Consider the following 26,151-nt stretch of genomic DNA (forward strand, 5'->3'; position numbering starts at 1 on the left):
TTGATCTTGTTTTTTCTTAACAAGAACTTCCGAGTTATGAACACGAACTTCCGAGTTATTAGCATGAAATTCCGATTTCTGAGCACGAACTATGTCATAAATATAAATTCGCGTTGGCGTAGCCCGTCATAGACATAGCTTAGTATCTAATGGTACGTCTACGCTTACCCTGAGAACTGGAATATTCTAAACTGGAACTACGTCGTAAGCACTCGATGATGGCACAAATTACATTTAAGGTTGAAGCATTTTGGAATTCAGACGCAGAAGTTTGGGTAACAACTAGTAATGACGTACCTGGATTGGTAACAGAAGCTTCTACGATTGAGGTTCTAAGGCAAAAGCTGCGAGAAATAATTCCAGAACTGATATTCTCAACAAAATTGTTTCTCCTGACTATGTGGGTTTTATCACCTTTGAGTTAACCAGCCATCGACAAGAGTTGATTAAGGTGGCTTCATAGATGGGTGCGTCGTTAATCCTGAGTTAAAAAAGATGCTTTCAGAAGTTGGGTGCTACTTTGAACAGCAAGGCAAAGGAGATCATGAAATTTGGTACAGTCCAATCACAGATCGTCGGTTTGTTATAGACGGAACCATCAAATCACACCATACCGCTAACCGGATTTTGAAACAAGCTGGACTTCCCAAAGCCTTTTAGGGGGGTAAAATTACATATCAATGTATTGGAAATGGAGCTTTAGACTATTAATTGTATTCTTGGGGCTGTGGCTACTCTTGGATCTGGGTTCCCGCCTGGGAGCAGAGATTTTTTGGTTTCAGGAAGTCGGCTATCTCCAAGTATTTCTGCTAAGGGTGGTGACTCGTGGTATTTTGTGGGTAGTGGTGGCTGGGATAACTGCTGCCTATCTACTGCTAAATCTGGCTTTAGCACAACGGCTAAAATATCCCCAGTCTTTGAAGATTGAGGAAGTCAGGCGTAAGGAAGCAGAACTGGGCAGTGGATTAACAAATTTTCTCAGTCCTGATTATCCAAGACGCAACCAAACCCGGACACTTGCGCCACAACCCTTTCAATCATTGAGATTGCGCTGGTTATTACCCCTAGCTCTGGTACTGAGCTTGTTGATCGGGTTGATCCTGGCTCACTATAGTAAAATTGCTCTTTTCTACTGGCATTCTCCAGTTAATAACGCTAGTCTACCCATTCCCGCCCTATTTCGACCAGAGATAATCTGGCAACTCTTGAGGCAAATTGTCTCTCAAGTCTGGTATCTCGGTTTAATTGTGGGAGTAGCGATCGCAATCTTAATTTATCCCCAATTTTTACTCACTGCGATCGCAGTTTTGTTCAGTCCCATTTTTGCCTTCATCCTATTCCAACACTGGTCAAAGGTGCTGCAATATTTCCACCCCACCCTTTTCAACAGCACTGAGCCTTTATTTGGTCGAGATATCAGCTTTTACATATTTTCCTTACCCTTTTGGGAACTGCTAGAACTCTGGCTGATGGGATTATGTTTGTATGGCTTTGTCGCCGTTACTCTCACTTATCTCCTGTCAGGGGACAGTTTGAGTCAGGGAATTTTCCCTGGTTTTTCACCCCAGCAGCAGCGTCATTTATCCGGTATGGGTGGCTTATTAATGCTGGTAGCAGCTCTGAGTTATTGGCAAAGTCGCTATGAACTGGTGTATTCTACGCGTGGAGTCAGTTATGGTGCTAGCTATACGGATGTGACAGCCCAGTTGCCAGCTTACACCGTCTTGTGCTTCCTGGCAGTAGCGATCGCCTTTTACCTACTTTGGCGAACGTTTTTCTGGAAACCTAAATCTCAGTATCGTCCCTTGGTGTTTTACGGGTTAGGGGTTTATCTAGTTCTAGTTGTAGCAGCTGAGGTTGTTCTACCGACTGTGGTGCAATATTTAATTGTCCAACCTAATGAGTTGCAACGAGAGCAACCCTACATTCAGCGGACTATCGCCTTAACTCGCCAAGCATTCGATTTAGAAGCGATCGATGCTAGAACCTTCAACCCGCAAGGAACATTGACTGAAGCTGATATTCAAAAGAATAACTTGACAATTCGCAATATTCGCCTGTGGGATGAGCGACCACTCTTAGAAACCAACCGTCAGTTGCAACAAATTCGACCCTACTATCGGTTCCCCGATGCCGATATTGACCGCTACATTCTCAAAACCGATGTCAGCCAACCATCAGCCTCCCAAAAGCTACCAGAACCAGTTGAACCAGCAGAACGGCAGCAGGTACTGATTGCTGCACGAGAATTAGACTACAGTGCCGTACCACAGGAAGCTCAAACATGGGTTAACCGCCGTTTAATTTATACCCACGGTTTTGGGTTTACTATTAACCCAGTTAATACAGTTGGGTCAGGTGGGCTTCCAGAATATTTTGTCAAAGATATTAGCGGTGATAGTAGCGCCCTCACAACTTCCAATCAAGCTATTCGTGACAGTATTCCCATTGGTCAACCCCGGATTTATTACGGCGAAATTACTAATACTTATGTGATGACAGGCACAAGAGTTAGAGAGCTAGACTACCCTAGTGGTAGTGATAATGTTTACAACTATTACGATGGTCTGGGTGGCGTTGAAATCGGTTCAGCATGGCGACGCTGGCTATTTGCGATGTATTTGAAAGATTGGCAGATGGTGCTGACGCGGGACTTTTTGCCAGATACAAAGGTGCTACTTCGACGAAATGTCAAGCAAAGAATTGAAGCGATCGCCCCCTTTTTGAAATTTGACAGCGACCCCTATTTAGTAGCTGCTACTGCTAATCAAGATTTCCCAAGTAATCCCAGTTATCTTTACTGGATTGTTGATGCCTACACGACGAGCGATCGCTATCCTTACTCAGACACTGGTAACGATGGGATCAATTACATTCGCAATTCTATCAAAGTAGTGATTGATGCTTATCACGGCAGTGTTAAGTTTTACATTGCCGATCCAAGCGATCCGATTATTGCCACTTGGTCAGCGATATTTCCCAAAATGTTCAAACCGCTCAGTACAATGCCAGTCAATCTCCGCAGTCATACCCGGTATCCGGTGGACTTTTTCAAACTTCAATCTGAGCGGTTGATGACCTACCACATGACCGACCCCCAGGTATTTTACAATCGGGAAGACCAGTGGCAAATCCCCAACGAAATCTATGGCAGTGAACCCCGTCCAGTAGAGCCGTACTATTTGATTACTAGTCTACCGAATGTAACCTTTGTTGGCGCAGCCTCTCGTAGAGAAGAATTTATCCTGCTTCTACCCTATACTCCCAAACAACGGACTAATTTAATCGCTTGGTTAGCGGCGCGATCGGATGGCAATAACTACGGTAAGCTGGTGCTATATGTCTTTCCTAAGGAACGCCTGGTTTACGGGCCAGAGCAAATCGAGGCGCGGATTAACCAAGACCCAGTAATTTCCCAGCAAATTTCCCTCTGGAATCGCCAGGGGTCGAGAGCCATTCAAGGCAATCTACTAGTAATTCCCATTGAGCAATCGCTGCTGTATGTCGAGCCAATCTATCTAGAAGCCAGACAGAACAGTCTGCCAACTTTGGTGCGGGTAGTCGTGGCTTACGAAAACCGGATTGTCATGGCAGAAACATTAGAACAAGCATTGCAGGGAATTTTTAAACCAGAAGTTACACCAGCCCCTGCGATTATCCGTCCAGTAGAGGAAGCAGCCCCGTCAGGTCAGTGATCTAAATAATTATTCATTTCACCCAGTTATCGGGTGTAAGACTGTGCCTTGAGATCGCAGTAAGATTATTAAAAATCTATATCATTAAATTTAACCCTCTACCAACTATGACCATTACCCCCACACCAGAATGGGATGAATGGTGGGCAGAAGCTGCCAAAAATAGCCAGTAAAATCCATCAGAGCCATTTGAATTATATTGTCAAGTACCCAGGCAACTGGGCAAAGGATATGGGCGAGAGATCGAGGTGTATCCTCAAGTGTGGCTAGGGATTGCTAACTACGAATACTACGATGATGAACTCAGCCAAGGCTGCGAGTCTGATCACCCCCTACAATTTGCTGTAGGAACAGCTAAAGATGAATATAGAGGGCGAATAGGAGAAGGATACACGCTTATTTCTGGTGGCGGCATTCAACGAAAGATGACTTTATTTAAATTCGCAATCGCAAGTGAATATTAGCATCGTTATGCCTCCTGAGTTGTTGGCAACCTTTTCCCGACAGGAGATCGAGAAATTCCACCGCAACTACGTTTTTTGGCATAAAAGCAAGTTTTGGGATAGTGTGCTTGTTTTAGGATAGACTAACCTGCGATCGCCCTACAGCCCTTTGGGCATCCTACGGCAGGCGATGGCTTTGCCATCGCTTTCGTGTTTAATAAAAGCAAATTTGCTAAGTTCCTATATTGAATTTGGGCAGTCGTTGATTGAATTTGGACAGTCGTTAATTGAATTAGTACAGTCATTAATTATATTAGTAAAATATTTAATAAATTTATTAATAAAGATAATTTTATTTTTAATAAATAAAAAAATATACTGAATAATGCGGGTGTCAATTAACCCTAATTTTATCTATCCTAGTACTGTACAGTCCAGGATATAAGTCAGTTTTTCTCCTGGCGCATTATTAATAACCGGAGAGTAATTTATGTCACGTCCAAAACGCGGGTCTAAAGTACTTGATAAAGCACAGCGTCGGATTGCGGCTTTGAAATCGATCAGTACCACCTTAGACTTAGGTAATGGGGTTAGTATTGACTCCTTTGCAGCCGTCATCAAAACAACCCAAGACAAGTTGGAAGCTTATAACTCAAGCCTCTCCACCGTGGATCTGACTCAGGGAGCTTTAGAACTTGCGGAAAAGTCGCTGATGGAACTAACAGAACATATGTTACTCAGCGTAGCTGCAAAGTATGGCAAGAATAGCGATGAGTACAAAATGGCAGGGGGCGTTCGTCGAAGCGAGCGCAAGCGTCCAGTGCGTCAGCCCAAAAAAGAGGCTGTTGCTTTAGGGAACTCTAGAAAATAAATTATCCAATTTCACGCCCATCAAAACGACTTTCCCTCCCCCTGCTCCCTGCTCTTTGCCAATGGTAAAACTGAACGCAGATTTATAAGCCTGGTTCAGTACATCAGAGTAACACAAAGAACATCACTAACACTCCATTCTGTTTTGCACTTATTTTTTCAGCAAAAATAAAATAGGAGTCCTATAGTTCAACATATGTAATAGACACTAAAAGTTAATGGACATGGTACAAAATAACCAACTAGAGATTCGCCACATTAGTCCTAAAGTAAGACAGTTGATTCAAATGTACGCCGATGTTAATAACTGTACGCAGCCTGAGATGTTGGAGCGCATTGTTTTGGAGTGGAACGCCCAACAAAGTGAGAGCGAACGACCATCAGGAGACGAAGATGAATAGCTTTCTGCTACAATCTTTAGTCCGCTTCTAGCGAGAGGCTTTGATTAATTTGGCTCTCTAGTTCAAGAAAAACTTTCTAGAGATTGGATCTTGTTTGAGGGATTGAATAAAATCCCTCAAAGTCATCATGCTGCCCGTTAAGGTAAACTTAGGAGTACCATTTTGAGCAACGATTCTCACTTCACCGTCTTTGATCTGAATCTTATTCTTAATGCTGTCCCATAGAGTATCGAAGCTCTGATCATCCTTGCAACCATTGGCTTCAAGGAATCTTTGGCGCACTTCTGTTTTTAGTGCTAGTGCTTCCGCTGCTTGAGTCCGCGCCTCAAAGTGCTTAATTACATCTTCGTAAGCACTCTCCCTCAGGGTTTTGTTTTCAGCCTGAACTTGCTCTAACTGAGTTTTTATGGCTTGCAGTTGGGACGCTAAAGCAGTTGATTTATGGTATTCAAGTTTTAAGGCTTGCTTTGCATTGGCTAACAAGGTTTTATAATCTAGCTGATCTTGATCTTGATTTTTTTCAGATTGCATTTTTCTCTCTTGATCAACAGATTTTCGGTGATAAACTCTCGTCAGTTATATAATAAAAACTGTCGAGAGTTTAGTAAATATTTTCTGTGTTATCTGAGTATTAGTTATTTCACCAATAATGGTAATTCAGAGCTAGGATTATCCTTGATACTATTTACACAAAAACTAATGTGGGAACGGATAGCTCGCTCATAAACTCCAGTCTGCTGAGTGCGTACCCCCACAGCTTGATATATTAAGTTAACTTCTGGGAATTCAGACCAATACATCAAAAAAATATCTTTAGCTGGAGTAATAATTTCATAATTATTCTCTTGTCTTTTCTTTCTGAGTTTACAATTATTTAGTTGTAATTTTTCTCGGAATAGTTTTTCAAATTCTGGAATGAAATCTGAAGTAATTTTCATGGTTGATACACGTTAAAACGTGTTAATAATGCAAAGACTATCTGGTGATATTACTAAGTATGACACTTCAGATACCTCTTACAATATAGTGTATCAGTTATCGGGTATTTGAGAAGGGAATTCAGACGCAGGGTAACTCGTTGGCGTAGTCTCTTGTAGAGTTGAGGCTGTGCGATCGCCGCGACCTGTTGATAAGGATTTTATATAGCACAACTCTGCTATTTATTAACCTATAACTTACCAAAAGTTTGGTACAGACCCATTCGCGTAGCGTCTGTCTGCGACACGCTGCGCGAACGTAGAGAAGCGGCTTGCCGTGAGGCATCCCTTGGTATGTTGTCTCAGTGTAGCTAGTTAGCAAAGACACCCTGGATAATTGCACGGCTAAATCATTATTCAGGGTAGAAGCCCTGCGGGGCATTCAGTACCTACAGGCTACAGCCTGCGCCTTCAAGACCCTCTGCAAAGCTGATTAATTCCAAGTACTCTGGATTTTCTAGGAACTTTTTAGCAGCCAGCAATCCAGCAATGCTCCAAGTTTGATAAATTATGGCTTCTTTGCCAATCAAACGACCATTGTGGCCATCGTAGTATTCTGGGAATTTATCCTTAAATAAACGCCTTTTGGCAATGGCGATCGCAGCTTGCAACAATAAGGCATGGATAGGACTACTAGGACGTTGTTGCCAGCGTCCCATAAAACCAAATAGCGAAAAATCCTGTCCCAGTGCGAAATTGGTACGCGCTCCGGTAAAAATTGTGGCGTTGGTTGCTCCTAAAGTAGCGATCGCAATCAGTATGCTGATGAACAAGGCTCCCAATTCGCCCCAAAGAGAGCGCAAATAAAAAGGCGACTTCCTGCCCGAATCCACGTTTCAAATAATAGTAGGTACCACCAACGTCGGGATAGACAGTCGCCAACTCTGCATAGCACAGCGCTCCCACCAGAGATACCACACCACCAATTAGCCAAAAAAGCAGTACAGCAATATCACTACCTGCTTGATTTGCCACTAGAGCCGGGGTTTCAAAAATCCCCGCCCTAATGACAATACCGACAATCAAAGCCACTGCATCCAGTAATGTCAGCGATGGCTTAGGTGCTGCTACTTCAGTTGTTGCTGTCTGCTGAAGCAAACTGTAGTCTTTACGTCTACTCACATTATTAGTGTTGAGTGGGGACTCTCTGCTTTGTTTCATTTTTCTTTTGCACTGTTTTACCTAATATGTCTATGGTTAAAAATAAAAGTGACAATCATCAGTGGTATGTATTCAAACGGTAGGGGGATAAGAAAAAGCCTTAATAATCGCGACCAAGTTGCCACAAAGGCAATTGATATACTTAAAAATAATATGACAGCTAACTACAGAGCAAATTTAAGGACATACTCTTTCCTCGTGACAATATATAGCCCTACTTAATCATTTATGCAGAACACTTAGACAAGTTGGGAATCTGAACCTTAGACGCTTATAAGGTCTGTGGCAACAACAGCTGGCTAAATCGTAAATTTTATACTTAGTAATCTAATTTAACTTTGTTTGATGCGATCGCTTGTAGCTTAAAGTTCAGACAATCAGGCTTATCCAGCAATAAGAATATATTATTTATCCGTATAATTATTAATAAAAATTTTATTTAATACAGTATATTCCTCACTTGAGAACAAGAGTACTAAATTTTTAAACACTAGCGATGTATAAGTAAATTGATTTTGACTTTCAGCTATTTGCCATGAAATTTAATGAAGAGGTGGTTACAATTCACGGTGTACAACTTTGATAACTGTCCACAATAGTGTTGCATGTCTCAAGCTCATGGTAATATTATTTTACTATCAGGAGATATTATTTTATACATCAAGTTACAACCATGCTGAAATAGCTAGTTAGGTGTGCTACCTCCAGAAAACAAAAAATTATTCAATCCACCCAGGAAACCAACAAAAGCGCCAAAACACAAAGCACGGAGCTTTTGAAAATCTGCTTATATAAGGCACTAAATAGCTAACAAACCCCTTTTTTAGGAATCATGATAGCCAGCTAAGAAGGCATAAAAGCCTCTTACAATGGCAAAAAATTAACAAGAATAAATAGAAAAGTTTTGACACAATGTCAATTGTTTTTTGTATATGTAAAAATATCGAAAAACCCAATTCGTCTTGTCAATAAGACATTAATATTGTGTGTTTTACTTAGATATTTATTCTCTTTGTGCTTAGTCACCTATATATAAAAGTCCTATTTGATTAGTGAAAACTTAAGCTACCCTCGACCAAATGAGGCAAACCTTAAATTCAACAAATGATTTAGGACTGCTAGATCAATTCTGATTTAGTAACAACTCGATTATTAACAACGTAAAAGAGTAACAGGAAAAATATGAATATCATTGTTCGTTTATTTGGAGCGATCGCTCTCCAAATATCTGCGTTTACTGCGATGTCTAGTATGGCAATGTCTGATACCAAGCCCCTGCCTGTCTATACCCAGGAGGCTCCTGCTGTTTCTCAACGAAAAACAACGCAGAGGATTTGCTCTTTAGATCCCATTGAGGATTTATTACCTCCACCACAAACCAAAGCTAGTAATTCTTTGCTTTCTTACCTTGCTGAACAAGGTTTTACACAGAATCAAGAGGGTTCCTGGGTCTGTTATGCGAACGATCCTAAAAAAGAAGGGCGTTACTTTACTCTGTTTAAGGTTAAACAAGTTGATGGCAGGCTTATAGCAAGTTCTTTCCTAGATGAGGGCAGTCTGATTCAGGGGCAGGAAAATCGTAGCTTGAACTTCTTTATGATGCTGATTGAGCGTCATATGAATACTACTCAAGAGAACCGTCAAGGTATACGTAGGTATTTAGAAGCCTTCGTTTCCTTAGTAAAGCAAGGGAAGATCAAACCCACACGTCGTGGGTTTCTTTTCGATCAACCAAACCGGGCATTGGTCTTATATCACACACTCTCATCAGGAAATCTCAAAGGTACCGGAATCACGATCAACATTTCTTTACCTAAGAGTTGAACTGGGGAGTGAAATGGGTATAGATGGGGATTCAAACCTTACCCAACTCGGAAAAAATTTTCTCCCAATCTCCAATCCCTAGTTACCAAGGATAAGAACGCTGTTCACAGACTCGATGAGTCTGCGGTATTGCTGCGACCCGTTGAATTTCCGGAGCTATTAATATCGACTTCTCACGGACTGAAAGAGGGACGTGAACAACCAATGAAATTGCTGTCATTTAGTGGAGGTGCATCTTGCCTAAATCAATTGTTCAAAGAATTGCGATGCTGTTCGCAGAGCGTCTCGTAGAGAAGACGCTTCGCTTGGCGACCATCGCATTCTCATCTGTTGCAGTAGTACTCACTACATCTCAGTCTGCTTTTGCACAGCTCAATATTGGACGCTATGGTATCCAACAAGGACTGGAGTCTGAGTATCTCCAGTACCAAATCAATAACCAGAATCTAAGCCAGATGCGAGTTATTCCTGGATGTGATGTGGGATTTGGTCTGACCTGTAATAAAACTGGATCGGTAATCCAACGATTAGTGGAGTTAAACGACGGGACTAGCTATCAAAACCTCCTGATCCGAGCAGCAGGTGGGGAGAAAAACTTTCAGAATTTCGCTAGCTTTTACGGTAACAATCCTAATCTCTCTGCGGTGCCTTACGCCTCATTTTGGAGAAACCAATCCCCCGCAATCATGGATAGCTCTCAATACCTTCTTGGACAACCTGTTGGTCGCAACCCAGTAGAAGGACTCGGACTTGTAACCAAGCAGTTCTACTGGTCACCAGACTCAGGAGTCAATAACTCGGTCAGCCTCCGTAATGGATTAGTAGACTTGAAATTGTCATACGGACGACTGCTGTTTGAAGAGGCCTCAAAAATTTCCAACATTAAGGAGCAGATTCAGTCTTTGGGTCTGTCACCAGAGATGACTAATTTTTATTTAGATAAAATCTCTACAGGCTTGGATGCGTTGAGTTCTGGTGATCAGAACCAACTCCAACAGAGGATTTTTGAAGTACTATCCTTTCCATACTCCGAAGATGGTGGGGAACTCGGACGCCCCAATAACGCGATTCCACAGGAATTGAATCAGCTCTTGGGAGAAGATGTCCCAGGAGATATTTTACTAAGTGACAATCCACTAGCGTTGGAGGGAGAAGCTATGGGACTCGATACTTTCCCTGACGCTATGGGAGATGTTTTGCTACAAGACAGTTCTGATTCCTTTCCACTCTGGCCAATAATCGGAATCGGGGGTCTTGCTTTAATTCTGCTTCTACTACTAAATGGGGATAGTTCTTCAGCTCAAGCATCTGTTTCTTCAGGAAATACACCTACACCTTTGTCTCTAACGAGCAAAGGCGAATGTGATCTGACTCCCAGTGGTAATGGTTCTGATCACACACAGATCATTGAAGTTCCATGTAATGTTACTCCTAAAACCCCTACGGAAGTGAAGAAGGTAGTGGAGCCATCAATGATCAAAGCGCTTGTATTGCTAATTGTTCTACTATGCATAGTCCGTTACAAACACCGCTCTTTAAAAATCCGTAATTCGTAATTATGTTACATAAGGGGATTTAGACCCCACCTCAAACAAAGCTACCTCTACAGGTAGCTTTGTACAGATTTCTCTGAGCGGTTTGACGTCCTTGATAGTATTGTTAACGAGGCTGTTGTGATAAAAGTTGCGCTCGCCTGTTAATTTGCGGCCAATTCACCACATTCCACCAATTAGTCAAATACTCTGCCCGACGGTTGCGATATTTCAGGTAATAAGCGTGCTCCCATAGATCATTACCCATAATCGGATATAAACCGTCTGTAATCGGGTTATCCTGATTTGCTGTGGTCACGATCTGGAGTTGATTTTGAGGATTGCGTACTAGCCAAACCCAACCACTACCAAAGCGAGCGGTACCCGCTGCGTTAAACTGTTTTTTAAAAGCATCAAAACTGCCAAAAGTTTGATTAATTTCTTGAGCGATCGCTCCCGATGGTTGTCCACCACCTTCGGGACTCATAAGTTGCCAAAAAATCGTATGGTTGAGGTGACCACCACCGTTATTACGTACCTTTCTCCGAATATCTTCAGGTACACTGTTCAAATCCAATAGTAAAGCTTCAACACTTCTTTTTTGCAAATCTGGATACTGCTTCAATGCATCATTTAAGTTCTTGACGTAGCTAGCATGGTGCGCGTCATGATGCAATTTCATTGTTTCAGTATCAATAGCTTTTCCTAATGCCCCATAAGCATAAGGCAATGGTGGTAGCTGTGCGGGGAAAGCACTTAGTGCCCTATTAGGATAAGCTACAGAGGAAAATGACCTAGCAACCGTTGGTGTTGGTGTAGAAGATTGTGCCTCAGCTATTAGTACTGGTTCATAAGAAATTACCAGAATTGTCAGCACAATTGTTGTGAAGAAAAAAACTATCGTTTCTCGCCAAAACCTGATCATAAATTGTAGCCTCAAAATCAATATTATTTGGCTTGTAATCTGATCATGTACTGTTGTTTTACAGCCCAATCAAGCCAAATATACATCTTACCTTAGTTGTCAAGTAATTAAAGCGAAAATACTCAAAAGAATAAATTAATCACTGCCAATGCATGGGGTTACTTAACACACTCCAAAAGCCCCATCTTCAGCGAAAAAGCTCTACTAGATGGAAAAAATAATTGCATTCAAAACTTTTGTAATAAATATAACTTATCCAAAAATCCCTTTGGCTAGGCAAGACAAGTCTATTCGGATTTCAAACCCGAAAATAGAACCTAAGCGAAAACCTTGCATATATTCCTCTTTTGATAAAGCAGTTTTTGTCTAGAAATGCTGTTGCTGAAAAAAATTAGAGTGAGTTAATAGCCAAGTGAGATAAGTACTGAAAGGGTCCCAGAGAGCATAGGGTAGGAATAGCCAGGAGGCTTTTTGGGAAATTGGCTTAACCAGAAATACTAATTTCCTGCCATAGTAGGATTACACTTGTAGTCTAGTTCGGGGCTGCGTTAGTGTTCGCGCAGCGTTCCGTAAGAAAACTTACCGTACCCCTATGGGGAAGCAAGCTACGCGTAGCGGACGCACCAGAAGGTATCGCTGCGTCTATCTTTAGGATTTCCAATTAAAAAATATTAGACATCTCCCGAAAAAATGTAGAGACGCTCCGCTTAAGCGTCTCTAAGTGCAATTTCGTTTCTCTACAAACAATTTCGGGTAAATTTTCCATTATTCAGCTTAGTTTTTTAGTTTTAATCTGTCTGTAGATAGCTGCAATGTTGCGGGCATCATCAATGCCACGATGGTGCGTGCCTTTCAATTCTATCCCCAACTCATTGAGAGCTTGTGCCATGCCAAATTTTTTAGACACGCCAAGATATTCGGAAAATTCCTCTTTGATATTTATGTGTTCTGAAATAAAAGGATAAGGGAAATTATGAAACGCGCAATCTTGAATAAATTGCTTTTTGTCGTAATTACCCCAAGAACAAAAAATATGATTGGTAAATGAATAAATCCATTCTTTGAAGCGAGAAATTGCCTCTATAAATTTTGGTGCTTCGTCAACATCTTGCTGCCGAATACTAGTCAATTCGGTGCAAAAACCTGTCAGTTGTGGATGTCTCACGGGTTGAATGAATTGCTGAAACTCGGAATCAATTTCCCACGTTGCTCGATTGAGCATCACCGCACCAATTTCGATGATTTCCATTTCGTGACGAGGAATAGTCCTATTGTCACAGCACGTAGCCTCCAAATCGACTATCAGATAATAGTGGGATCTCTTCGTTTTCATATTAAGTAATAGAGATTGGAAATTAGTATCAATAATTATTTATATGTATTTTTTTAAACCTTAAACAATTAGTATTTGCAACTTTATTGTAGCATCCATACTACAAAATTGCAATGCTTATAGCTTTTTTCATCTATTTGAACCACAACCTCCTGTAGGGACGCACATTTGTGCGCTCCTATTATGCTGAAAAGACAAATTTTATAGTCATTTTTTTTACTTCACTAAACAATAACTTAGGGAAAGGGAATTTAGATTGATGAAAAAGGTTTAACCCAACGGAGTTGAATAGCGATATTAAGAGCGATCGCAGCTATTCCAAACCACAATACACTTTCAAAAGCCAACACCAAAAAAGGCCAAATTGTGCTATGAGAATTCCACCCAAGTTCTATCTGAGTTAATCCCCGCACCAAGCCAAAGGCCAGCACACCACCGGCTTTGAGTTGAGGATTTTGATCTGAGCGGATGATATAGCGGTAGGTGACACCAAATAGGAAACCAGTAAAACTTGCAACTGCACCACTCACCCACAAGTGCCAGTTAAGATCACTTTGCAGACATGCGAGTGTTTGAAAATACTTTGCCAGTACTAAAGTATTCAACAGACTAGCGATTGCAAAAGCGAAACACATAGATAATCCCCCAATTATTCCAGCTTTGAGGGATTCTATGCGTTCTGCCATTAATTGAGGATCTAAAATTGCGTTCACTCTATATAGAAATTAGGGATTGGGTACTTGTACTGAGCATCTCGGCTTCTCTACGTTCGCGCAGCGTGTCGCAGACAGACGCTACGCGTAGCTTGCTTCCCCGTAGGGGTACGCTTGATGGAGCCGTAGCCGTAAAGCCTACGCCATAGCTACGCTTAGGACGCAGCCTCTCCAAGAGATTGAGAAAATTTTTCCCCAGTCTTCAGTATGATAAATGCTAGAGCAGTTTTGTAATTAATTAAATGCTGCTCTCATGTAGGAATTTTGATGATAAACTCGGTTCCCACACCAGGTTGAGAATTCACATCTAATATACCTTCGTGTTTCTCTACAACTATTTCATAGGCGATTGCCAAGCCAAGTCCAGTACCTTTACCAACGGGTTTTGTGGTAAACAACGGTTCAAACAAGCGTTTTTTAAGTCGTTCAGGAATACCAATCCCATTGTCAGCAATCCGAATTACAATCAATTCTTCAAAATCTATTTCTGTTGCAATGTTAATCTCAGGAATTAGATTGCTCATTTTGCCTTGTGTTATAGCTTCATCAACAGCATCAACTGCATTTGCCAGAATGTTCATAAATACTTGATTCATCAGCCCAATATAGCACTTTACCTGTGGTAATACTCCATAATTTTTACTAATTTCAATGCGGGGACGAGCGCCATTAGCCTTGAAGCGGTGTTGCAAAATCATTAGCGTACTATCTAGTCCTTGGTGCAAATCAGCAGATATTTTGGTATCCCTATCTGAGCGACAGAAGTTGCGAAGTAAATTAGAAATGTTCCGAATTCGTTCACTTCCTAGCTGGAGTGAGTTCAATATTTTTGCCATGTCTTCGAGAACGAAGTTTAGATCCAAGTCCTCAATAGCAGTAGTGATTTTGGCTGTTGGGTTTGGATACTCTTGTTCATATAGTAGGAGCAACTCAGTTACTGTTGCAATGTATCCTTGCAAGGGGGAAATATTGCTGGAAATAAAGTTGATGGGGTTGTTAATTTCATGTCCAATACCAGCGATTAATTCTCCAAGTGTTGATAGCTTCTCTTGCTGCACCAACTTAACTTGGGCTTTTTGCAAAGCCTTGGTGCGATCGCTGACTTGTTGTTCCAAAGATTCAGTCAATTGTTTGAGTTGTAAATGCACGCGCACTCTAGAAATGACTTCCTCTTGTGCAAACGGTTTAGGGATATAGTCTACTGCACCAAGGGAAAATCCCTTCGTTTTACTCTCCGTATCCGCTAAGGCAGTGGTGAAAATAATTGGGATATTTTGGGTAACAGGATTGGCTTTAAGGCGACAACAAGTTTCAAATCCGTCAATACCCGGCATTTGTACATCCAGCAAAATTAACTCTGGTTGATTGCGTTCAGCTTGGGCGATCGCACTTTCTCCATCGACTGCAACACGGAAACGAAAACCCTCACTATTGAGCGCTTCACACAGGACAGATAAATTTGTCGGATTATCATCCACAATCAAAATAAATCCGTTATTTTGGGTTTTGTTCATGATGGATTTAAAAGTTAAATTTTACTCAAATTAATTCAGATATTGTTGAATAAAAGTTTCCAAACGTTTTAGTTGGAAATTACTAGCAAGCTGGACGATTTGCTGGGCAAAAATGCTTAACTGCTCATCAGCTATAGAAAGTTGCTGAGTTATTTCTAAAATACTTTGAATATCCCCGTCTTGTACTAGTTCGAGTAACTGTTGTAAAACCTCTTTAGCAGGAGAAATCATCTCATTGGGTTGATCCAAACTACCTGTATAGGTTTTTTTAATTGCGTCTACCTTACCGTCAAAAATCCATTCTAGTTGCAAAAATTGTCGTAGCATTTCTAGAAGTGTTTCCGCTTCTACAGGCTTTGGTAAAAATACATTTGCACCTATATCAATACTCTTGTGCTGGTCGATTGCAAACACACTTGCTGACGAAGCGATGATCGCAATCTCTTTAAATTGCTCAGACTCACGCAAACGATTTATCAACTCAAACCCATCCAATATAGGCATTACTAGGTCAGTGATAATCAAGTCTGGTTTGTGGGCGAGAGCCTGTTCCCATCCTTCCTCGCCCTGACTAGCTTCTACAACAGTAAACCCAACTGGCTCTAGTAAATTTACAATTACTGATCGGTTTTCCCATCTGTCATCCGCAATCAAAATCGTGCGCCTTTGTCCTTGATAACCAATAATGGTTCCCTGCTCAACCACTCTGGAAACCTTTGCCCAGTCTTTAGATTCTGGCAATTTTGCCTCAAACCAAAAAGTGCTACCTTTGCCAAATTCACTTTCCACCTGAATTTGACCACCAATCAACAAAACAATTTTTTGGCTGATTGCTAATCCCAAGCCTGTACCTTCAGATTGTTGTTTTTGATTTCCCACTTGCTCAAAGGGCTGGAAGATTTTCTCGGCTTGTTCAGGGGTTATACCCGTGCCGGTATCTATTATTTGAAAGCGAATTTTGTAGTTAGTCTGTCCATTGGCATTTGATTCTTGGCCAATGACCTGAACTTTGAAGGTGACACTGCCTTGATGAGTAAATTTAATGGCATTACCAAGCAAGTTAATCAGTACTTGCCGCAAGCGTTTTTCATCAGCATGAATGCCCGTTGGCAAATCAGGATCGAGTTCGACGTGAAATGCGATCACCTTTTGTTCTGCCCGGATGCGGCAAATTTCAGTCACGCTATCTATAAAGGCAGGCAAGTAGAAATCAACAGGATGCAATTCTAGTTTGCGGGCTTCTATCTTGGAGAGATCCAGGACATCATTAATTAGAGTTAGTAAATGGGAACCACATTGATAAATAATGCCAACTCCTTTGCGTCCTTTCTCGGTCAAAGATTCTGTGCGTTGGAGGATTTGTGTAAAGCCCAGGATGCCGTTGAGGGGTGTGCGTAGTTCATGACTCATATTGGCAAGAAATTCACTCTTGGCTTGGCTGGAGTTTTGAGCGACTTCTTCTGCAAAGCGTAGTTGTTTCTCGATGCGCTTACGCTCGACAATTTCAGTTGAAAGCACTCGATTGATAGCTTCTAACTGGGCTGGGCTGGGTAGTGTCAGAGCTTGAGGCATGAGAAAAAATAACGCAAATGCCGTATATATTGAAATAATGGCAGTTAAAGCTTTTAAAACACCTGCAATCCAATAGTCTGGATGCCAAAGCGTCCAAATTTCCATCAAGTGTCCAGTACCGCAGACAATGATAAAAGCACCAAATAACAAAAAGACTCCATTGAAAGGAACGTCTTTGCGCTTGGAAATAAAGTAAATCAGTAGGAAGGGAATAGAATAATAGGCAAGAGCGATCGTGGCATCAGAAATAATATGGAGCCAAACTAATCCAGTTTGCCAGAGATAACAATGTCCGTGGGGAATAAAACCGTTAGAATGGAAAGGATAGTTGAAAAATGTCGGCATAATACTAGAGGTTGCTGGATTTGAAATGTAGACCCATAACCCTAGTATTCCCAAACCATCAAGTGGAAAAGCGCGATCGCTACTTTTTTATATTAGTTTTTATTATTACGTAAAGTACTAGGGTATCAAGAAAAGATGGTGTCTGGTTTGCGTAGGCGTAACCCGTCGTAGACATCGCCCGCAAAACTTACAATGTCATTGATAAAAAAATCTCAGCCTGCCCAATCCCTGTATGATAAATATTAGAAACCTTTTGTAATTATTTGAAAACTGGGACTATGGAGATTTTGACACTAGGTTGGGTATCACTATTAGTTGTGTTCACTTGGTCAATTGCAATGGTAGTCTGGGGACGTAACGGACTGTAGAGGCATGGTGGAAAGTCCATTCTTGAGTATTTTGGCTTTATTTGCTGTAGTGCTGCTCGTAGTAGTCACTGGTGGTATTGGTTATTTGACCCTGGCAGATTGGCGCGATCGCCGTCGCCGAGATGAAGAGAAACGCACCAGCCGTAGCGCCACTCCTAAGCGGCGATAATTTTCTCGTGGTTGAAAAATAGTTTTTGTAGGGACACGATAATATCGTGTCCCTACACTGTTTTTTATGGCATTTAAAGGAAATAACGTTACCTTTGCGATCGCTAGGGGAATCATGAGATAGAAGACTTTCAATATTTAAAGTCCTACTGGGAATGGAAAACTCCTCTACTACTCAACCCATAGAACCAAATTCAGAACAGCAAGAATCTCATTCAGATGTGACATTCTCCTTGCGCCAGAATGAGCAACAAAAAGCCTTGTCTGGAGTTATTGCCCGCATTCGCGAGTCTCTAGATATAGACGTGATCTTCAAAATTACAGTCATCGATTCCGCGCTGATTGGAGTGGCGAATTTGTTGCTGAGTCTTTAGCCCCAGGTTGGACACCAGTAAGGGAAATTGTACCTGCAATGTCTACGACAGGCGTAGCTGCCTCAGGTAATTACCTGCAAGAAACCCAAAGCGGAGATTTTGCTAATAGTAAAACTCTTGTTATTAAAGATATTTACAGCAGCGATTATTCTATTCCTTATATTACCCTGATCGAGCTAATGGAGGCTAGGGCATATATGATTGTGCCAATTTTTCAGGGTGAGAAACTTTGGGGATTACTAGCAGCTTATCAAAATATCAAACCCCGCGATTGGCAACAGGATGAGGTAGATTTGCTGATGCAGATTGGTACTCAGTTAGGGGTAGGACTTCAGCAAGCGGAATTACTCGAACAAACTCAACGTCAAAAAGAAGAACTCACCCAGACTCTTAAAGAATTACAGCACACTCAGAGCCAGTTGATTCAAAGTGAAAAAATGGCAGGCTTAGGGCAGTTAGTTGCTGGTGTATCACATGAAATTAACAACCCGATTAGTTTCATTTACGGCAATATCACTTATGTTACTGAACATGCCGAAAATTTATTTAAAATACTGCACCTCTATCAGAAACAGTATCCTAAGGCAACAGGAGAAATTCAAAAGCAAGCAGCAGCACTGGATTTAGATTTCATTAGTGATGACTTGCCCAAAATTCTTACTTCAATGAAGATGGGAGCAGATCGGATTTCTCAATTAGTCTTGTCGTTACGAAGTTTTTCTCGACTTGACGAAACAGGAATGAAGCCCGTTGACCTTCATGAGGGTATCGACAGTACTTTGCTAATTTTACAACATCGACTGCAATCACAGACTAATTCTTTTGCTATTGAGGTAGTTAAGCAATATGGTGAATTGCCCCCATTAGTCTGCTATGCAGCTCAGATAAATCAGGTGTTTATGAATATTCTCAACAATGCGATTGATGCAGTGGAAAACTCAGCAACTAGTGGAAAAATAATTGACAATCCTAAAATTTTGATTCGTACAGAAGTGATAGAAGGGAATACTATTCTTATTTGGATTGCTGACAATGGTTGTGGGATTCCAGAGAATATGCGATCGCGCATTTTTGAACCTTTCTTTACCACCAAACAACCTGGTCAAGGTACTGGTTTGGGGTTATCTATTAGCTACCAAATTATTGTGGAAAAACACGGTGGTAATATCAAGTGTGTTTCTGAACCTGGTAACGGCTCTGAGTTCTATATCCAAATTCCGAACAAACGGTGAGTTAGCTAGAAGAATTCCAAGCCCAACACAGCACTGTCAGACGACGGGAATTTTTTTATATTTCGCTCAAAGATAGAAATACTTATTAGCACTTTTACACCTATGCTACAATCCGCCCCTAGCTTCGAGAACAGCTACTCTGTAGGAAAGCTTACAGAAAAGTGAATACTACTTGTATTGGGCTTTCACTAAAGGTCTGAAAGGTTTGATTTCTATTAATATACATAATTATAGATTTATATAGTGCGTAAGTCATACCTAAGAATGAGGGCAATTCCGCAGAGTCTTTATAAAGTGATACCTGTACATTTATTTAATTTTGTTACGGAAATTACACCATGAGTTCTCAACAAAAATCCAATAGTAAACAAGGGGAGACTGCTGCCAAGAAAGAAAGCACAGCAGCTAAAAAAGCTGATAAAGCTGATAACTTGGATTTAGATTCACTTCTTTCTGCACTAGAAGGAGACTTGACTGCTCTTGATAGCGAAACTGCTATTGGCTTAATCGACGAGTGGTATACTTATTTACACAAAGCTAAAGAGCCAGAAATCAAAGAAATTGCCGATAACCTCAAGCAACTCAAGCAACTAGTGAAAAGTGGTAAGGCCACAGGTCATGAAATTGGTGAAGTGCTAACTGAAATTGGTGAGCAAACAGGTAATGTTACTTCTGATACTGATAAGGAACTAAAAACTCCGTTACAGAAGTTGGGTAAGCAACTTCGCAATACAGGTGTTTCACTAGGTAAGGCGGAAGACCGCGAACAGATTGAACACATAGAAGCAGTAATAGAAACGCTTGAAGGAGACTTGACTAAAATTGGACCGGAGGCGGCGCAAGGTACGGTTGATACATGGTACACCTTATTGCATAAGTCTGAAAACGAGAATCTCCAAGAAGTTGCTAATGGACTTAAAGAACTTAAGCAACTCTTGAAGCGCAAAACTGCTAAAGGTGCTGACTTTGCCGAGGTGCTGACGAAACTGGGCGAACAAACTCAACAAGCTGCAACTGAAGCCGCAAGGGGATTTAAGGGGCCAATTCAAAGATTGGGTAAGCTTTTAAGTAAAGCTGGCAAGTCATTGGATTAATTTTAAAGTCTGTTTGATTACCGATAATAAAAGCACCTCATTTCACTTTGGCTGAGGCTAATGTGGAGTGGGGTGTTTTATATAATCATATCACTACATTTTCGTGTTTTGCAACTGGTTTATCTCAGTTACCAAATTATTTATTAACGAACCACAAAGACACAAAGGAAGAAAAGGCGATGCCTTTGGCGGGCTTTCCTACGGGACGCTACGCCAACGCCTACGCACAATGGAGATTTTGCAGGTGATCGCCTTTTTGAGAGAATTTGGCGCGTGCGATCGCTTTTCAATCTACTTCTTTTAGATTAGTATTGAATATTACTGTAGAGACAATCAACGTGAGCGAATCACAAGCAACTTGGAGTGCTGATGGAAGTCATATTCCTGATATAAATCCTCATACCAAAGCCAAGCATCAAATTCTTGAAACATATCTTGAAAATCTTATTTACACACTTTATGGCAAAGGTAGATATGGAGAAAGAACGTTTACTTATTAGGGCTTTAGAAGTAATAAAAGAGAGTTTTTGGCAAGAAAATAACTTAGATTATCAATATTATTTTGAATTGTATGGACATGGGTTCAGAACAGCAGATTTTTATGAAGAAAACCAACTGCAATTGAAATTTGATATTACCAAAAATAGCGAGGAATTCTGTTTAGAGAAATTGGATGGTCATTTGGGCAATATTATACGTAATAATCAAGACGGAATTATTTTCCATGACCTTTGTCATCAAACTATGGAACGTAACCCAGCTAGTAAAGAGCATTATACAATTTATATAAATATGCTTAGAAATGAAAAAGAAATAGAGATTTTGAGAAAAGGTGAAATAGTAAAAGAGCGTAAAGTTGATTTACGAAAAAGTGATATAATCAAATTAACTAAATATAAACAGCTTTCATTTTTTTAAAATGTTTTTTATCATATCTTAATAAGCAAACTAAGGATGTGAGGATTGTAATACTAATAATAAACTATATAAATAAATGTGTGTGCTATGTCTATTGTTAAAGGCGTTGAAAAAATTGTTAATCCTCTGCAGCAGAGCGCTCTTAACAAAAAAGGGCTATGTGACTATGTGGTTAATGTAGCATCAGGGTGTTTGCATGGATGTACATTCTGTTATGTACCTTCTACGCCTGCAATTAGGACAAAGCAAGCACAATTGCATTCAAAAGGAGTAAGCGATCCTCAAATGGATTGGGGACAGTATTTATTTGTTCGAGAAGAGATACCTGAGCAACTAGAAAAAATCCTTAGTCGTAAAAGGTCTTGGCGTGAAACACCAGCAGGAAAAGGTGTAGTATTAGTCTGTTCTGGTACTGATCCTTATCAAACTAAACAGACTGCAAATGTTACGCGAGGTGTTGTTGAGGCTTTATCGAGATATAAGAAAAAAATCCGGATTCTTACTCGTGGTCTATTATGGGTAAATGATATTGATATTCTTAATCGTACCAATGTGATCGTTGGCATGAGTTTACCATACCTAAATGATGAACTCAGTCGCCAGATTGAACCTCAAGCTCCTCCTCCTTCAGAACGTTATAAAGCAATGCTGGCAGGTCATAAAGCTGGGTGTAGGATGTATGTTGCAGTTGCTCCTACTCCTCCAAATATGACTTTAGATGATTTCAAAAGACATTTAGAAAAAATAATGTCTATCAATCCAGAAGTTATATTTTGGGAGCCTATTAATGCTCGCGGAAGTAATGGAAAACGTATGATAGCGGCAGGCTTGGATTTTACGGATTCCATAAGGCATAAAAAGTCATGGGCGGAATACTTTAAAAGGCAATGGAATGACATTGAAACAGCCGCAAGAGAGGTTGGATGTGAGGATCGGCTTCACATTTGGCCTGATCCTGAACTTAGAGGGCTTGTTGATGATGTCAAGCTGGATTATTGGTTGTATAAGCCAACAGTGGAAAAGTGGGATAGCTTGACATCCTTAAAAAAGTAGAGACGCGAAATTTCACGTCTCTATTTTTTGCGCTGTCTTTGCCTTCGCGGTTCGTTAAAGTTGCTTCACTTCCGAAACCAACTTCGCCACCATATCTTTAGCGCCACCAAAGAGCATCGTAGTTTTATCCTTGTAGAACAACTCATTATCTACACCGGCAAAACCTGTACTCATCCCACGCTTAATCACAATCGTCTGCTTCGCCCGATCTACTTCCAAAATCGGCATACCATAAATCGGGCTATTTGTATCACTTCGCGCCGCCGGATTTACTACATCATTCGCGCCAATTACTAAAGCCACATCCGCTTGCTCAAACTGGGGATTAATATCTTCCATGTCGTATAACTGCGTATAAGGCACATTTGCCTCTGCCAGTAATACATTCATATGCCCCGGCATTCTCCCAGCAACGGGGTGAATGGCATACTTGACATCAACGCCCATCCGTTCTAGCTGATCTGACAATTCCCGGACGCTATGTTGCGCTTGGGCAACTGCCATACCATAACCAGGCACAATTACCACAGAACGGGCATAACCCAACATCATCGCCCCTTCTTCGGGATCGATGCTGCGGACGGTTTGATCGATCGCATCACCACTAGCAGCAGCACCACTAGAAGTAGATCCTGTACCAAAAGCGCTGAACAGCACACTAAATAAGGAGCGGTTCATCGCCTTACACATAATTTCGGTAAGGATTAACCCAGATGCTCCTACCAAAGCCCCAGCGATGATTAACATATTGTTCATCACCACAAATCCAGCTGCCGCCGCTGCCACACCTGACAATGAGTTCAACAGCGAGATTACCACTGGCATATCGCCGCCACCAATCGGGATGACGAACATCACACCCAGCACCAATGAAACGCCAACCACTCCCAAGAATATGGGTAAGCTATCTGGTGTAATGATTAAATAGACACTGCCCACTACATAAGCAGCCAGAAGCAAGAGATTAAATGGTTGCTGGAAAGGAAATGTAATCGGGGAACCGCTGATTAAACCTTGCAATTTGGCAAAGGCTAGAAAACTACCTGTGAAGGTAATACCACCGATTAACACGTCCAAAAGTATGGAAATGTTGACATCTAAGGGTATCGGCTGAGAACTATCTAACAACCGCCAGAATTCGGCAACGGCTACTAAAGCCGAAGCCGCACCGCCCAAGCCGTTGAGTAAACCCACCATTTGGGGCATTTCGGTCATTTGGACTTTGTAGGCAACGATCGCACCAATTCCCGATCCAATCGCCAAGCCCAACAATATCATCTCGTAGTTCAACACATGCTGATCCAGCATTGTTGCTGCGATCGCCAGCAGCATCCCCACAGACGCAACGAGATTACCGTTCCTCGCTGTAGCAGGTGATCCCAGCTTTTTCAAGCCTAGAATGAATAACGATGCAGCGACTAAATATGTCAGCTGAATGCCAGTTGGTAAAAAGTCGCTCACGCCTTAATCTCCTTTTTCTTGAACATTTGCAGCATTCTGTCTGTAACTAGGAAGCCACCTATAACGTTGACAGTTGCCAATACTACAGCAATTAAACCGAGAATCACTGAGACACTTGTTTCTCTAGCACCTGAAGCTACTATTGCCCCAAGTACCGAAATGCCAGAAATCGCGTTTGAGCCTGACATTAAGGGCGTGTGTAGAGTCGGTGGTATTTTGTTGATGACTTCAAAGCCGATAAAAGATGCCAAAACAAATACAAACAAAGCAGCAAGTAATGCCTCTGTCATGAAATCAAAACTCCTTATGGTATATTTGGCTACTAACCTGCTCCAACGCCGCTCAATGCTTGTAGTGCATCCCGCACTCGTTGATTACGAATTTCACCAGCGTGAGTAACGCAAGCTGCATCAACGATGTCGTCGCTAAAGTTTACCTGCAAAGCTTTGTCTTTAATTAGCAGTTGCATCAACGAAGTTACGTTCTTGGCATACAATTGGCTGGCATGAATTGGCATCGATGATGGGAGATTGATCGGGCCGATAATTGTCACACCGTTCCATACAATATCTTTTCCGGGTTCGGTGCAGGCGCAGTTACCACCCTGATCAGCAGCCAAATCCACAATCACTGAACCTGGTTTCATTTGTGCCACCATTTCTTCTGTAACTAGCCGTGGTGCTTGTCTCCCAGGTACTTGAGCGGTGGTAATCACTACATCAGAATTTTTGACGTGTTCGGCGACAACTTCTTGGGTACGTTGTTTGCTAGCCTCAGAGATTTCCTTGGCGTAACCACCTGCGGCGACGGTTTCTTCTTCTAATTTGACTTCAACAAATTTTGCCCCTAAGCTTTGCACTTCTTCTTTAACGGCGGGACGAATATCAAAGGCTTCTACCACTGCTCCCAAACGTCTAGCGGTGGCGATCGCTTGCAATCCAGCTACACCAGCGCCCATAATAAATACTTTGGCTGGAGCGATCGTACCTGCGGCTGTGGTTAACATCGGAAAATATTTCGGTAGTGCCGCTGCGGCAATTAATACTGCCTTATAACCTGCTAATGAAGCTTGCGAGGACAAAGCATCCATACTTTGCGCCCTGGTGGTACGGGGAATCATTTCCATACTCAAGGCTGTGACTTTCCGATTTGCTAGTTGCTGCGCCACAACAGGATTTCCCAAAGGATTGAGGAAACTGACTAATACTGCTCCTTCTTTTAACAAGTCAATTTCTGAGCGTCCATCTTCTCGCTCTTGCGGTGGGCTGACTTTCAGCAGAATATCTGTTTCGCCCCATAATTTGGCAGTATCGCTGATTATTGTGGCTCCTGCTGCTTCATAGTCAGTATCGTTGAAAAAAGCTCGCTCTCCTGCACCTGTTTCCACCCAGACTTCCAAACCTTGTTTTACTAATCGAGTAACGGTGTCAGGAATTAATGCCACACGACGTTCACAAACTTCAATTTCTTTAGCAACTGCTATTCTCATGAAATCTCCTGAAGATAAATACCTAATCTTTGCCAAGTAAGCGATTGTCTAGATGAGGGATATCCCGCACTCTATAGTATTTAGGCAGGAACATCAGCTATGACTTTTACTTGTAGATTGAACCTTGAAACTTTCCTCTCCCACTCTTAGCTGTCCAGGCAAAGCCTGACTTTGCCGCTTGCAGATGTCATATTTTCAGATAGTTGCAAACAGGGTTACGTATTGCACATCCTAGATTGATTCCCAAATTTTGCATCTTTATCTTCAGCTTATTTTCGGGATTGAGAAATTTTGGTATTCCTTTCTTATAGAGTAATATTGACCCAATTTTGAAAGCTTTATAATTTCCAAATCAAATTTTAATGATTACGACTTTGATTCAAACTCATTTTAATCAATTTAGCCCAAGTTAACTGGCGATCGCTAATGGCACGCCTCAATTTTTATCACAAAACTATCAAATTTAGATACACTTATACATATTTGGAAACACAATCCAATCCCAACTGTGTTTCTATTTAGTTTAAAATTTGACCAACCTAGTCATCAAATCAGCACTTTGTAAGGGTAATCAAGTAAATTGTTCAAATGTTAATTTTATAACTAAGTAATTTTTCTGCCACCCAAACCTCAGGGAGGATGGCACTTTTTGTTGTTACTGAACGTCAATTGTCAGGAAGTGAGTAGTA

At 41.3% G+C, this 26,151-nt stretch carries 26 protein-coding genes and 3 pseudogenes; 15 read left to right on the plus strand and 14 right to left on the minus strand.

The features are described 5' to 3' along the window. Positions 1-215 precede the first annotated feature (215 nt). The 4 genes from Q0541_RS10365 to Q0541_RS10380 all read left to right on the plus strand — a co-directional run bounded on the left by Q0541_RS10365 (position 216) and on the right by Q0541_RS10380 (position 4,159). Positions 216-425, plus strand: a complete 210-nt coding sequence (locus tag Q0541_RS10365) for a DUF1902 domain-containing protein (RefSeq protein WP_298909183.1) — start codon at positions 216-218, stop codon at positions 423-425. A gap of 70 nt (positions 426-495) precedes the next feature. Beyond that, on the plus strand, positions 496-660 hold the full coding sequence (locus Q0541_RS10370; protein ID WP_298909186.1) for a type II toxin-antitoxin system HicA family toxin: 165 nt from the start codon (positions 496-498) through the stop codon (positions 658-660). A 20-nt stretch (positions 661-680) separates the two neighbouring features. Next, entirely contained in the window at positions 681-3,695 is a 3,015-nt protein-coding gene (locus Q0541_RS10375) for a UPF0182 family protein (RefSeq protein ID WP_298909189.1), read from the plus strand. Between the two features lie 248 nt (positions 3,696-3,943). Further along, positions 3,944-4,159: a hypothetical protein gene (locus tag Q0541_RS10380; protein WP_298909192.1), complete on the plus strand. Its 216-nt coding sequence runs from the start codon at positions 3,944-3,946 to the stop codon at positions 4,157-4,159. Between the two features lie 122 nt (positions 4,160-4,281). On the opposite strand, the gene Q0541_RS10385 is transcribed toward Q0541_RS10380, so the two are convergent. After that, complete coding sequence (locus tag Q0541_RS10385; protein WP_298909195.1) at positions 4,282-4,443, minus strand: hypothetical protein; 162 nt, start codon at positions 4,441-4,443, stop codon at positions 4,282-4,284. Between the two features lie 185 nt (positions 4,444-4,628). Between Q0541_RS10385 and Q0541_RS10390 the strand changes: the two genes are divergently transcribed. Both Q0541_RS10390 and Q0541_RS10395 read left to right on the plus strand, forming a co-directional pair. Next, the gene (locus Q0541_RS10390) at positions 4,629-5,009 is read left to right on the plus strand and encodes a hypothetical protein (RefSeq protein ID WP_298909198.1); all 381 of its coding nucleotides are present in this window, start codon (positions 4,629-4,631) and stop codon (positions 5,007-5,009) included. A gap of 217 nt (positions 5,010-5,226) precedes the next feature. Beyond that, positions 5,227-5,409 carry a hypothetical protein gene (locus tag Q0541_RS10395; RefSeq protein ID WP_298909201.1) on the plus strand — a complete coding sequence of 61 codons (183 nt, stop codon included), beginning with the start codon at positions 5,227-5,229 and terminating at the stop codon, positions 5,407-5,409. Positions 5,410-5,466: 57 nt separating this feature from the next. Here Q0541_RS10395 and Q0541_RS10400 read toward each other — a convergent pair whose 3' ends face one another. The 4 genes and pseudogenes from Q0541_RS10400 to Q0541_RS10415 form a co-directional block, all read right to left on the minus strand. Continuing rightward, on the minus strand, positions 5,467-5,940 hold the full coding sequence (locus Q0541_RS10400) for a hypothetical protein (protein WP_298909204.1): 474 nt from the start codon (positions 5,938-5,940) through the stop codon (positions 5,467-5,469). Between the two features lie 104 nt (positions 5,941-6,044). Further along, on the minus strand, positions 6,045-6,347 hold the full coding sequence (locus tag Q0541_RS10405) for a hypothetical protein (protein ID WP_298909207.1): 303 nt from the start codon (positions 6,345-6,347) through the stop codon (positions 6,045-6,047). Positions 6,348-6,775: 428 nt separating this feature from the next. Beyond that, a complete protein-coding gene (locus tag Q0541_RS10410; RefSeq protein WP_298909386.1) occupies positions 6,776-7,000 on the minus strand; it encodes a glycoside hydrolase 100 family protein in 225 nt (74 codons plus the stop codon). Then, positions 6,974-7,508: pseudogene (locus tag Q0541_RS10415) on the minus strand (amino acid permease); the annotation flags it as partial. The pseudogene Q0541_RS10415 and the gene Q0541_RS10410, both read right to left, overlap by 27 nt. Before the next feature lie 1,221 nt (positions 7,509-8,729). On the opposite strand from Q0541_RS10415, the gene Q0541_RS10420 reads away from it, so the two are divergent. Together Q0541_RS10420 and Q0541_RS10425 are read left to right on the plus strand one after the other, a co-directional pair. Continuing rightward, positions 8,730-9,371, plus strand: a complete 642-nt coding sequence (locus Q0541_RS10420) for a hypothetical protein (RefSeq protein ID WP_298909209.1) — start codon at positions 8,730-8,732, stop codon at positions 9,369-9,371. 236 nt (positions 9,372-9,607) lie between these two features. Beyond that, complete coding sequence (locus Q0541_RS10425; protein ID WP_298909212.1) at positions 9,608-10,927, plus strand: hypothetical protein; 1,320 nt, start codon at positions 9,608-9,610, stop codon at positions 10,925-10,927. Between the two features lie 103 nt (positions 10,928-11,030). On the opposite strand, the gene Q0541_RS10430 is transcribed toward Q0541_RS10425, so the two are convergent. From Q0541_RS10430 to Q0541_RS10455, 6 genes and pseudogenes are all read right to left on the minus strand, one after another. After that, positions 11,031-11,828, minus strand: coding sequence for a superoxide dismutase (locus tag Q0541_RS10430; RefSeq protein WP_298909215.1), 798 nt, complete (start codon positions 11,826-11,828; stop codon positions 11,031-11,033). Between the two features lie 366 nt (positions 11,829-12,194). Continuing rightward, positions 12,195-12,329 (minus strand): annotated as a pseudogene (locus tag Q0541_RS10435) (tryptophan-rich sensory protein); the annotation flags it as partial. Between the two features lie 268 nt (positions 12,330-12,597). After that, a complete protein-coding gene (locus Q0541_RS10440) occupies positions 12,598-13,161 on the minus strand; it encodes a 3'-5' exonuclease (protein WP_298909218.1) in 564 nt (187 codons plus the stop codon). A 251-nt stretch (positions 13,162-13,412) separates the two neighbouring features. Continuing rightward, positions 13,413-13,847 carry a hypothetical protein gene (locus tag Q0541_RS10445; protein ID WP_298909389.1) on the minus strand — a complete coding sequence of 145 codons (435 nt, stop codon included), beginning with the start codon at positions 13,845-13,847 and terminating at the stop codon, positions 13,413-13,415. Between the two features lie 278 nt (positions 13,848-14,125). Then, on the minus strand, positions 14,126-15,388 hold the full coding sequence (locus Q0541_RS10450; protein WP_298909220.1) for a response regulator: 1,263 nt from the start codon (positions 15,386-15,388) through the stop codon (positions 14,126-14,128). Positions 15,389-15,418: 30 nt separating this feature from the next. Then, the gene (locus tag Q0541_RS10455; protein ID WP_298909223.1) at positions 15,419-17,305 is read right to left on the minus strand and encodes an ATP-binding protein; all 1,887 of its coding nucleotides are present in this window, start codon (positions 17,303-17,305) and stop codon (positions 15,419-15,421) included. A gap of 278 nt (positions 17,306-17,583) precedes the next feature. Here Q0541_RS10455 and petN point away from each other — a divergent pair, with 278 nt between their 5' ends. The 7 genes and pseudogenes from petN to Q0541_RS10490 all read left to right on the plus strand — a co-directional run bounded on the left by petN (position 17,584) and on the right by Q0541_RS10490 (position 22,512). Further along, on the plus strand, positions 17,584-17,673 hold the full coding sequence (gene petN, locus Q0541_RS10460) for a cytochrome b6-f complex subunit PetN (protein WP_012408302.1): 90 nt from the start codon (positions 17,584-17,586) through the stop codon (positions 17,671-17,673). Between the two features lie 4 nt (positions 17,674-17,677). Further along, positions 17,678-17,842: a hypothetical protein gene (locus Q0541_RS10465; RefSeq protein ID WP_298909391.1), complete on the plus strand. Its 165-nt coding sequence runs from the start codon at positions 17,678-17,680 to the stop codon at positions 17,840-17,842. A 244-nt stretch (positions 17,843-18,086) separates the two neighbouring features. Then, positions 18,087-19,447 (plus strand): annotated as a pseudogene (locus Q0541_RS10470) (ATP-binding protein); the annotation flags it as partial. Between the two features lie 338 nt (positions 19,448-19,785). Next, positions 19,786-20,541, plus strand: coding sequence for a hypothetical protein (locus tag Q0541_RS10475; RefSeq protein WP_298909287.1), 756 nt, complete (start codon positions 19,786-19,788; stop codon positions 20,539-20,541). Between the two features lie 266 nt (positions 20,542-20,807). Further along, the gene (locus tag Q0541_RS10480) at positions 20,808-21,041 is read left to right on the plus strand and encodes a hypothetical protein (RefSeq protein ID WP_298909289.1); all 234 of its coding nucleotides are present in this window, start codon (positions 20,808-20,810) and stop codon (positions 21,039-21,041) included. Continuing rightward, on the plus strand, positions 21,016-21,459 hold the full coding sequence (locus tag Q0541_RS10485) for a hypothetical protein (RefSeq protein WP_298909291.1): 444 nt from the start codon (positions 21,016-21,018) through the stop codon (positions 21,457-21,459). The genes Q0541_RS10480 and Q0541_RS10485 overlap by 26 nt, the downstream gene beginning before the upstream one ends. A gap of 87 nt (positions 21,460-21,546) precedes the next feature. Continuing rightward, a complete protein-coding gene (locus tag Q0541_RS10490) occupies positions 21,547-22,512 on the plus strand; it encodes a radical SAM protein (RefSeq protein WP_298909293.1) in 966 nt (321 codons plus the stop codon). A 54-nt stretch (positions 22,513-22,566) separates the two neighbouring features. Here the strand turns inward: Q0541_RS10490 and Q0541_RS10495 are convergent, their stop codons facing one another. Genes Q0541_RS10495 through Q0541_RS10505 form a run of 3 tightly spaced genes read right to left on the minus strand, consistent with a single transcriptional unit; the run spans position 22,567 to position 25,462 of the window. Further along, positions 22,567-23,973, minus strand: coding sequence for an NAD(P)(+) transhydrogenase (Re/Si-specific) subunit beta (locus tag Q0541_RS10495; RefSeq protein WP_298909294.1), 1,407 nt, complete (start codon positions 23,971-23,973; stop codon positions 22,567-22,569). Beyond that, positions 23,970-24,263: an NAD(P) transhydrogenase subunit alpha gene (locus tag Q0541_RS10500; RefSeq protein WP_273766159.1), complete on the minus strand. Its 294-nt coding sequence runs from the start codon at positions 24,261-24,263 to the stop codon at positions 23,970-23,972. Before Q0541_RS10500 ends, Q0541_RS10495 begins: the two co-directional genes overlap by 4 nt. 32 nt (positions 24,264-24,295) lie before the next feature. Further along, positions 24,296-25,462, minus strand: a complete 1,167-nt coding sequence (locus tag Q0541_RS10505; RefSeq protein ID WP_298909303.1) for a Re/Si-specific NAD(P)(+) transhydrogenase subunit alpha — start codon at positions 25,460-25,462, stop codon at positions 24,296-24,298. Positions 25,463-26,151: the final 689 nt, after the last annotated feature.

It is taken from the genome of uncultured Nostoc sp. (assembly GCF_937863485.1).
GTDB lineage: Bacteria > Cyanobacteriota > Cyanobacteriia > Cyanobacteriales > Nostocaceae > Nostoc.

Coding starts and splice junctions, on each gene's coding strand:
- Q0541_RS10365 (WP_298909183.1), top strand. CDS start 216: ATGATGGCACAAATTACATTTAAGGTTGAAGCATTTTGGAATTCAGAC.
- Q0541_RS10370 (WP_298909186.1), top strand. CDS start 496: ATGCTTTCAGAAGTTGGGTGCTACTTTGAACAGCAAGGCAAAGGAGAT.
- Q0541_RS10375 (WP_298909189.1), top strand. CDS start 681: ATGTATTGGAAATGGAGCTTTAGACTATTAATTGTATTCTTGGGGCTG.
- Q0541_RS10385 (WP_298909195.1), bottom strand. CDS start 4,443: ATGACTGTACTAATTCAATTAACGACTGTCCAAATTCAATCAACGACT.
- Q0541_RS10390 (WP_298909198.1), top strand. CDS start 4,629: ATGTCACGTCCAAAACGCGGGTCTAAAGTACTTGATAAAGCACAGCGT.
- Q0541_RS10395 (WP_298909201.1), top strand. CDS start 5,227: ATGGACATGGTACAAAATAACCAACTAGAGATTCGCCACATTAGTCCT.
- Q0541_RS10400 (WP_298909204.1), bottom strand. CDS start 5,940: ATGCAATCTGAAAAAAATCAAGATCAAGATCAGCTAGATTATAAAACC.
- Q0541_RS10405 (WP_298909207.1), bottom strand. CDS start 6,347: ATGAAAATTACTTCAGATTTCATTCCAGAATTTGAAAAACTATTCCGA.
- Q0541_RS10420 (WP_298909209.1), top strand. CDS start 8,730: ATGAATATCATTGTTCGTTTATTTGGAGCGATCGCTCTCCAAATATCT.
- Q0541_RS10430 (WP_298909215.1), bottom strand. CDS start 11,828: ATGATCAGGTTTTGGCGAGAAACGATAGTTTTTTTCTTCACAACAATT.
- Q0541_RS10440 (WP_298909218.1), bottom strand. CDS start 13,161: ATGAAAACGAAGAGATCCCACTATTATCTGATAGTCGATTTGGAGGCT.
- Q0541_RS10445 (WP_298909389.1), bottom strand. CDS start 13,847: ATGGCAGAACGCATAGAATCCCTCAAAGCTGGAATAATTGGGGGATTA.
- Q0541_RS10450 (WP_298909220.1), bottom strand. CDS start 15,388: ATGAACAAAACCCAAAATAACGGATTTATTTTGATTGTGGATGATAAT.
- Q0541_RS10455 (WP_298909223.1), bottom strand. CDS start 17,305: ATGCCGACATTTTTCAACTATCCTTTCCATTCTAACGGTTTTATTCCC.
- petN (WP_012408302.1), top strand. CDS start 17,584: ATGGAGATTTTGACACTAGGTTGGGTATCACTATTAGTTGTGTTCACT.
- Q0541_RS10465 (WP_298909391.1), top strand. CDS start 17,678: ATGGTGGAAAGTCCATTCTTGAGTATTTTGGCTTTATTTGCTGTAGTG.
- Q0541_RS10475 (WP_298909287.1), top strand. CDS start 19,786: ATGAGTTCTCAACAAAAATCCAATAGTAAACAAGGGGAGACTGCTGCC.
- Q0541_RS10485 (WP_298909291.1), top strand. CDS start 21,016: ATGGAGAAAGAACGTTTACTTATTAGGGCTTTAGAAGTAATAAAAGAG.
- Q0541_RS10490 (WP_298909293.1), top strand. CDS start 21,547: ATGTCTATTGTTAAAGGCGTTGAAAAAATTGTTAATCCTCTGCAGCAG.
- Q0541_RS10500 (WP_273766159.1), bottom strand. CDS start 24,263: ATGACAGAGGCATTACTTGCTGCTTTGTTTGTATTTGTTTTGGCATCT.
- Q0541_RS10505 (WP_298909303.1), bottom strand. CDS start 25,462: ATGAGAATAGCAGTTGCTAAAGAAATTGAAGTTTGTGAACGTCGTGTG.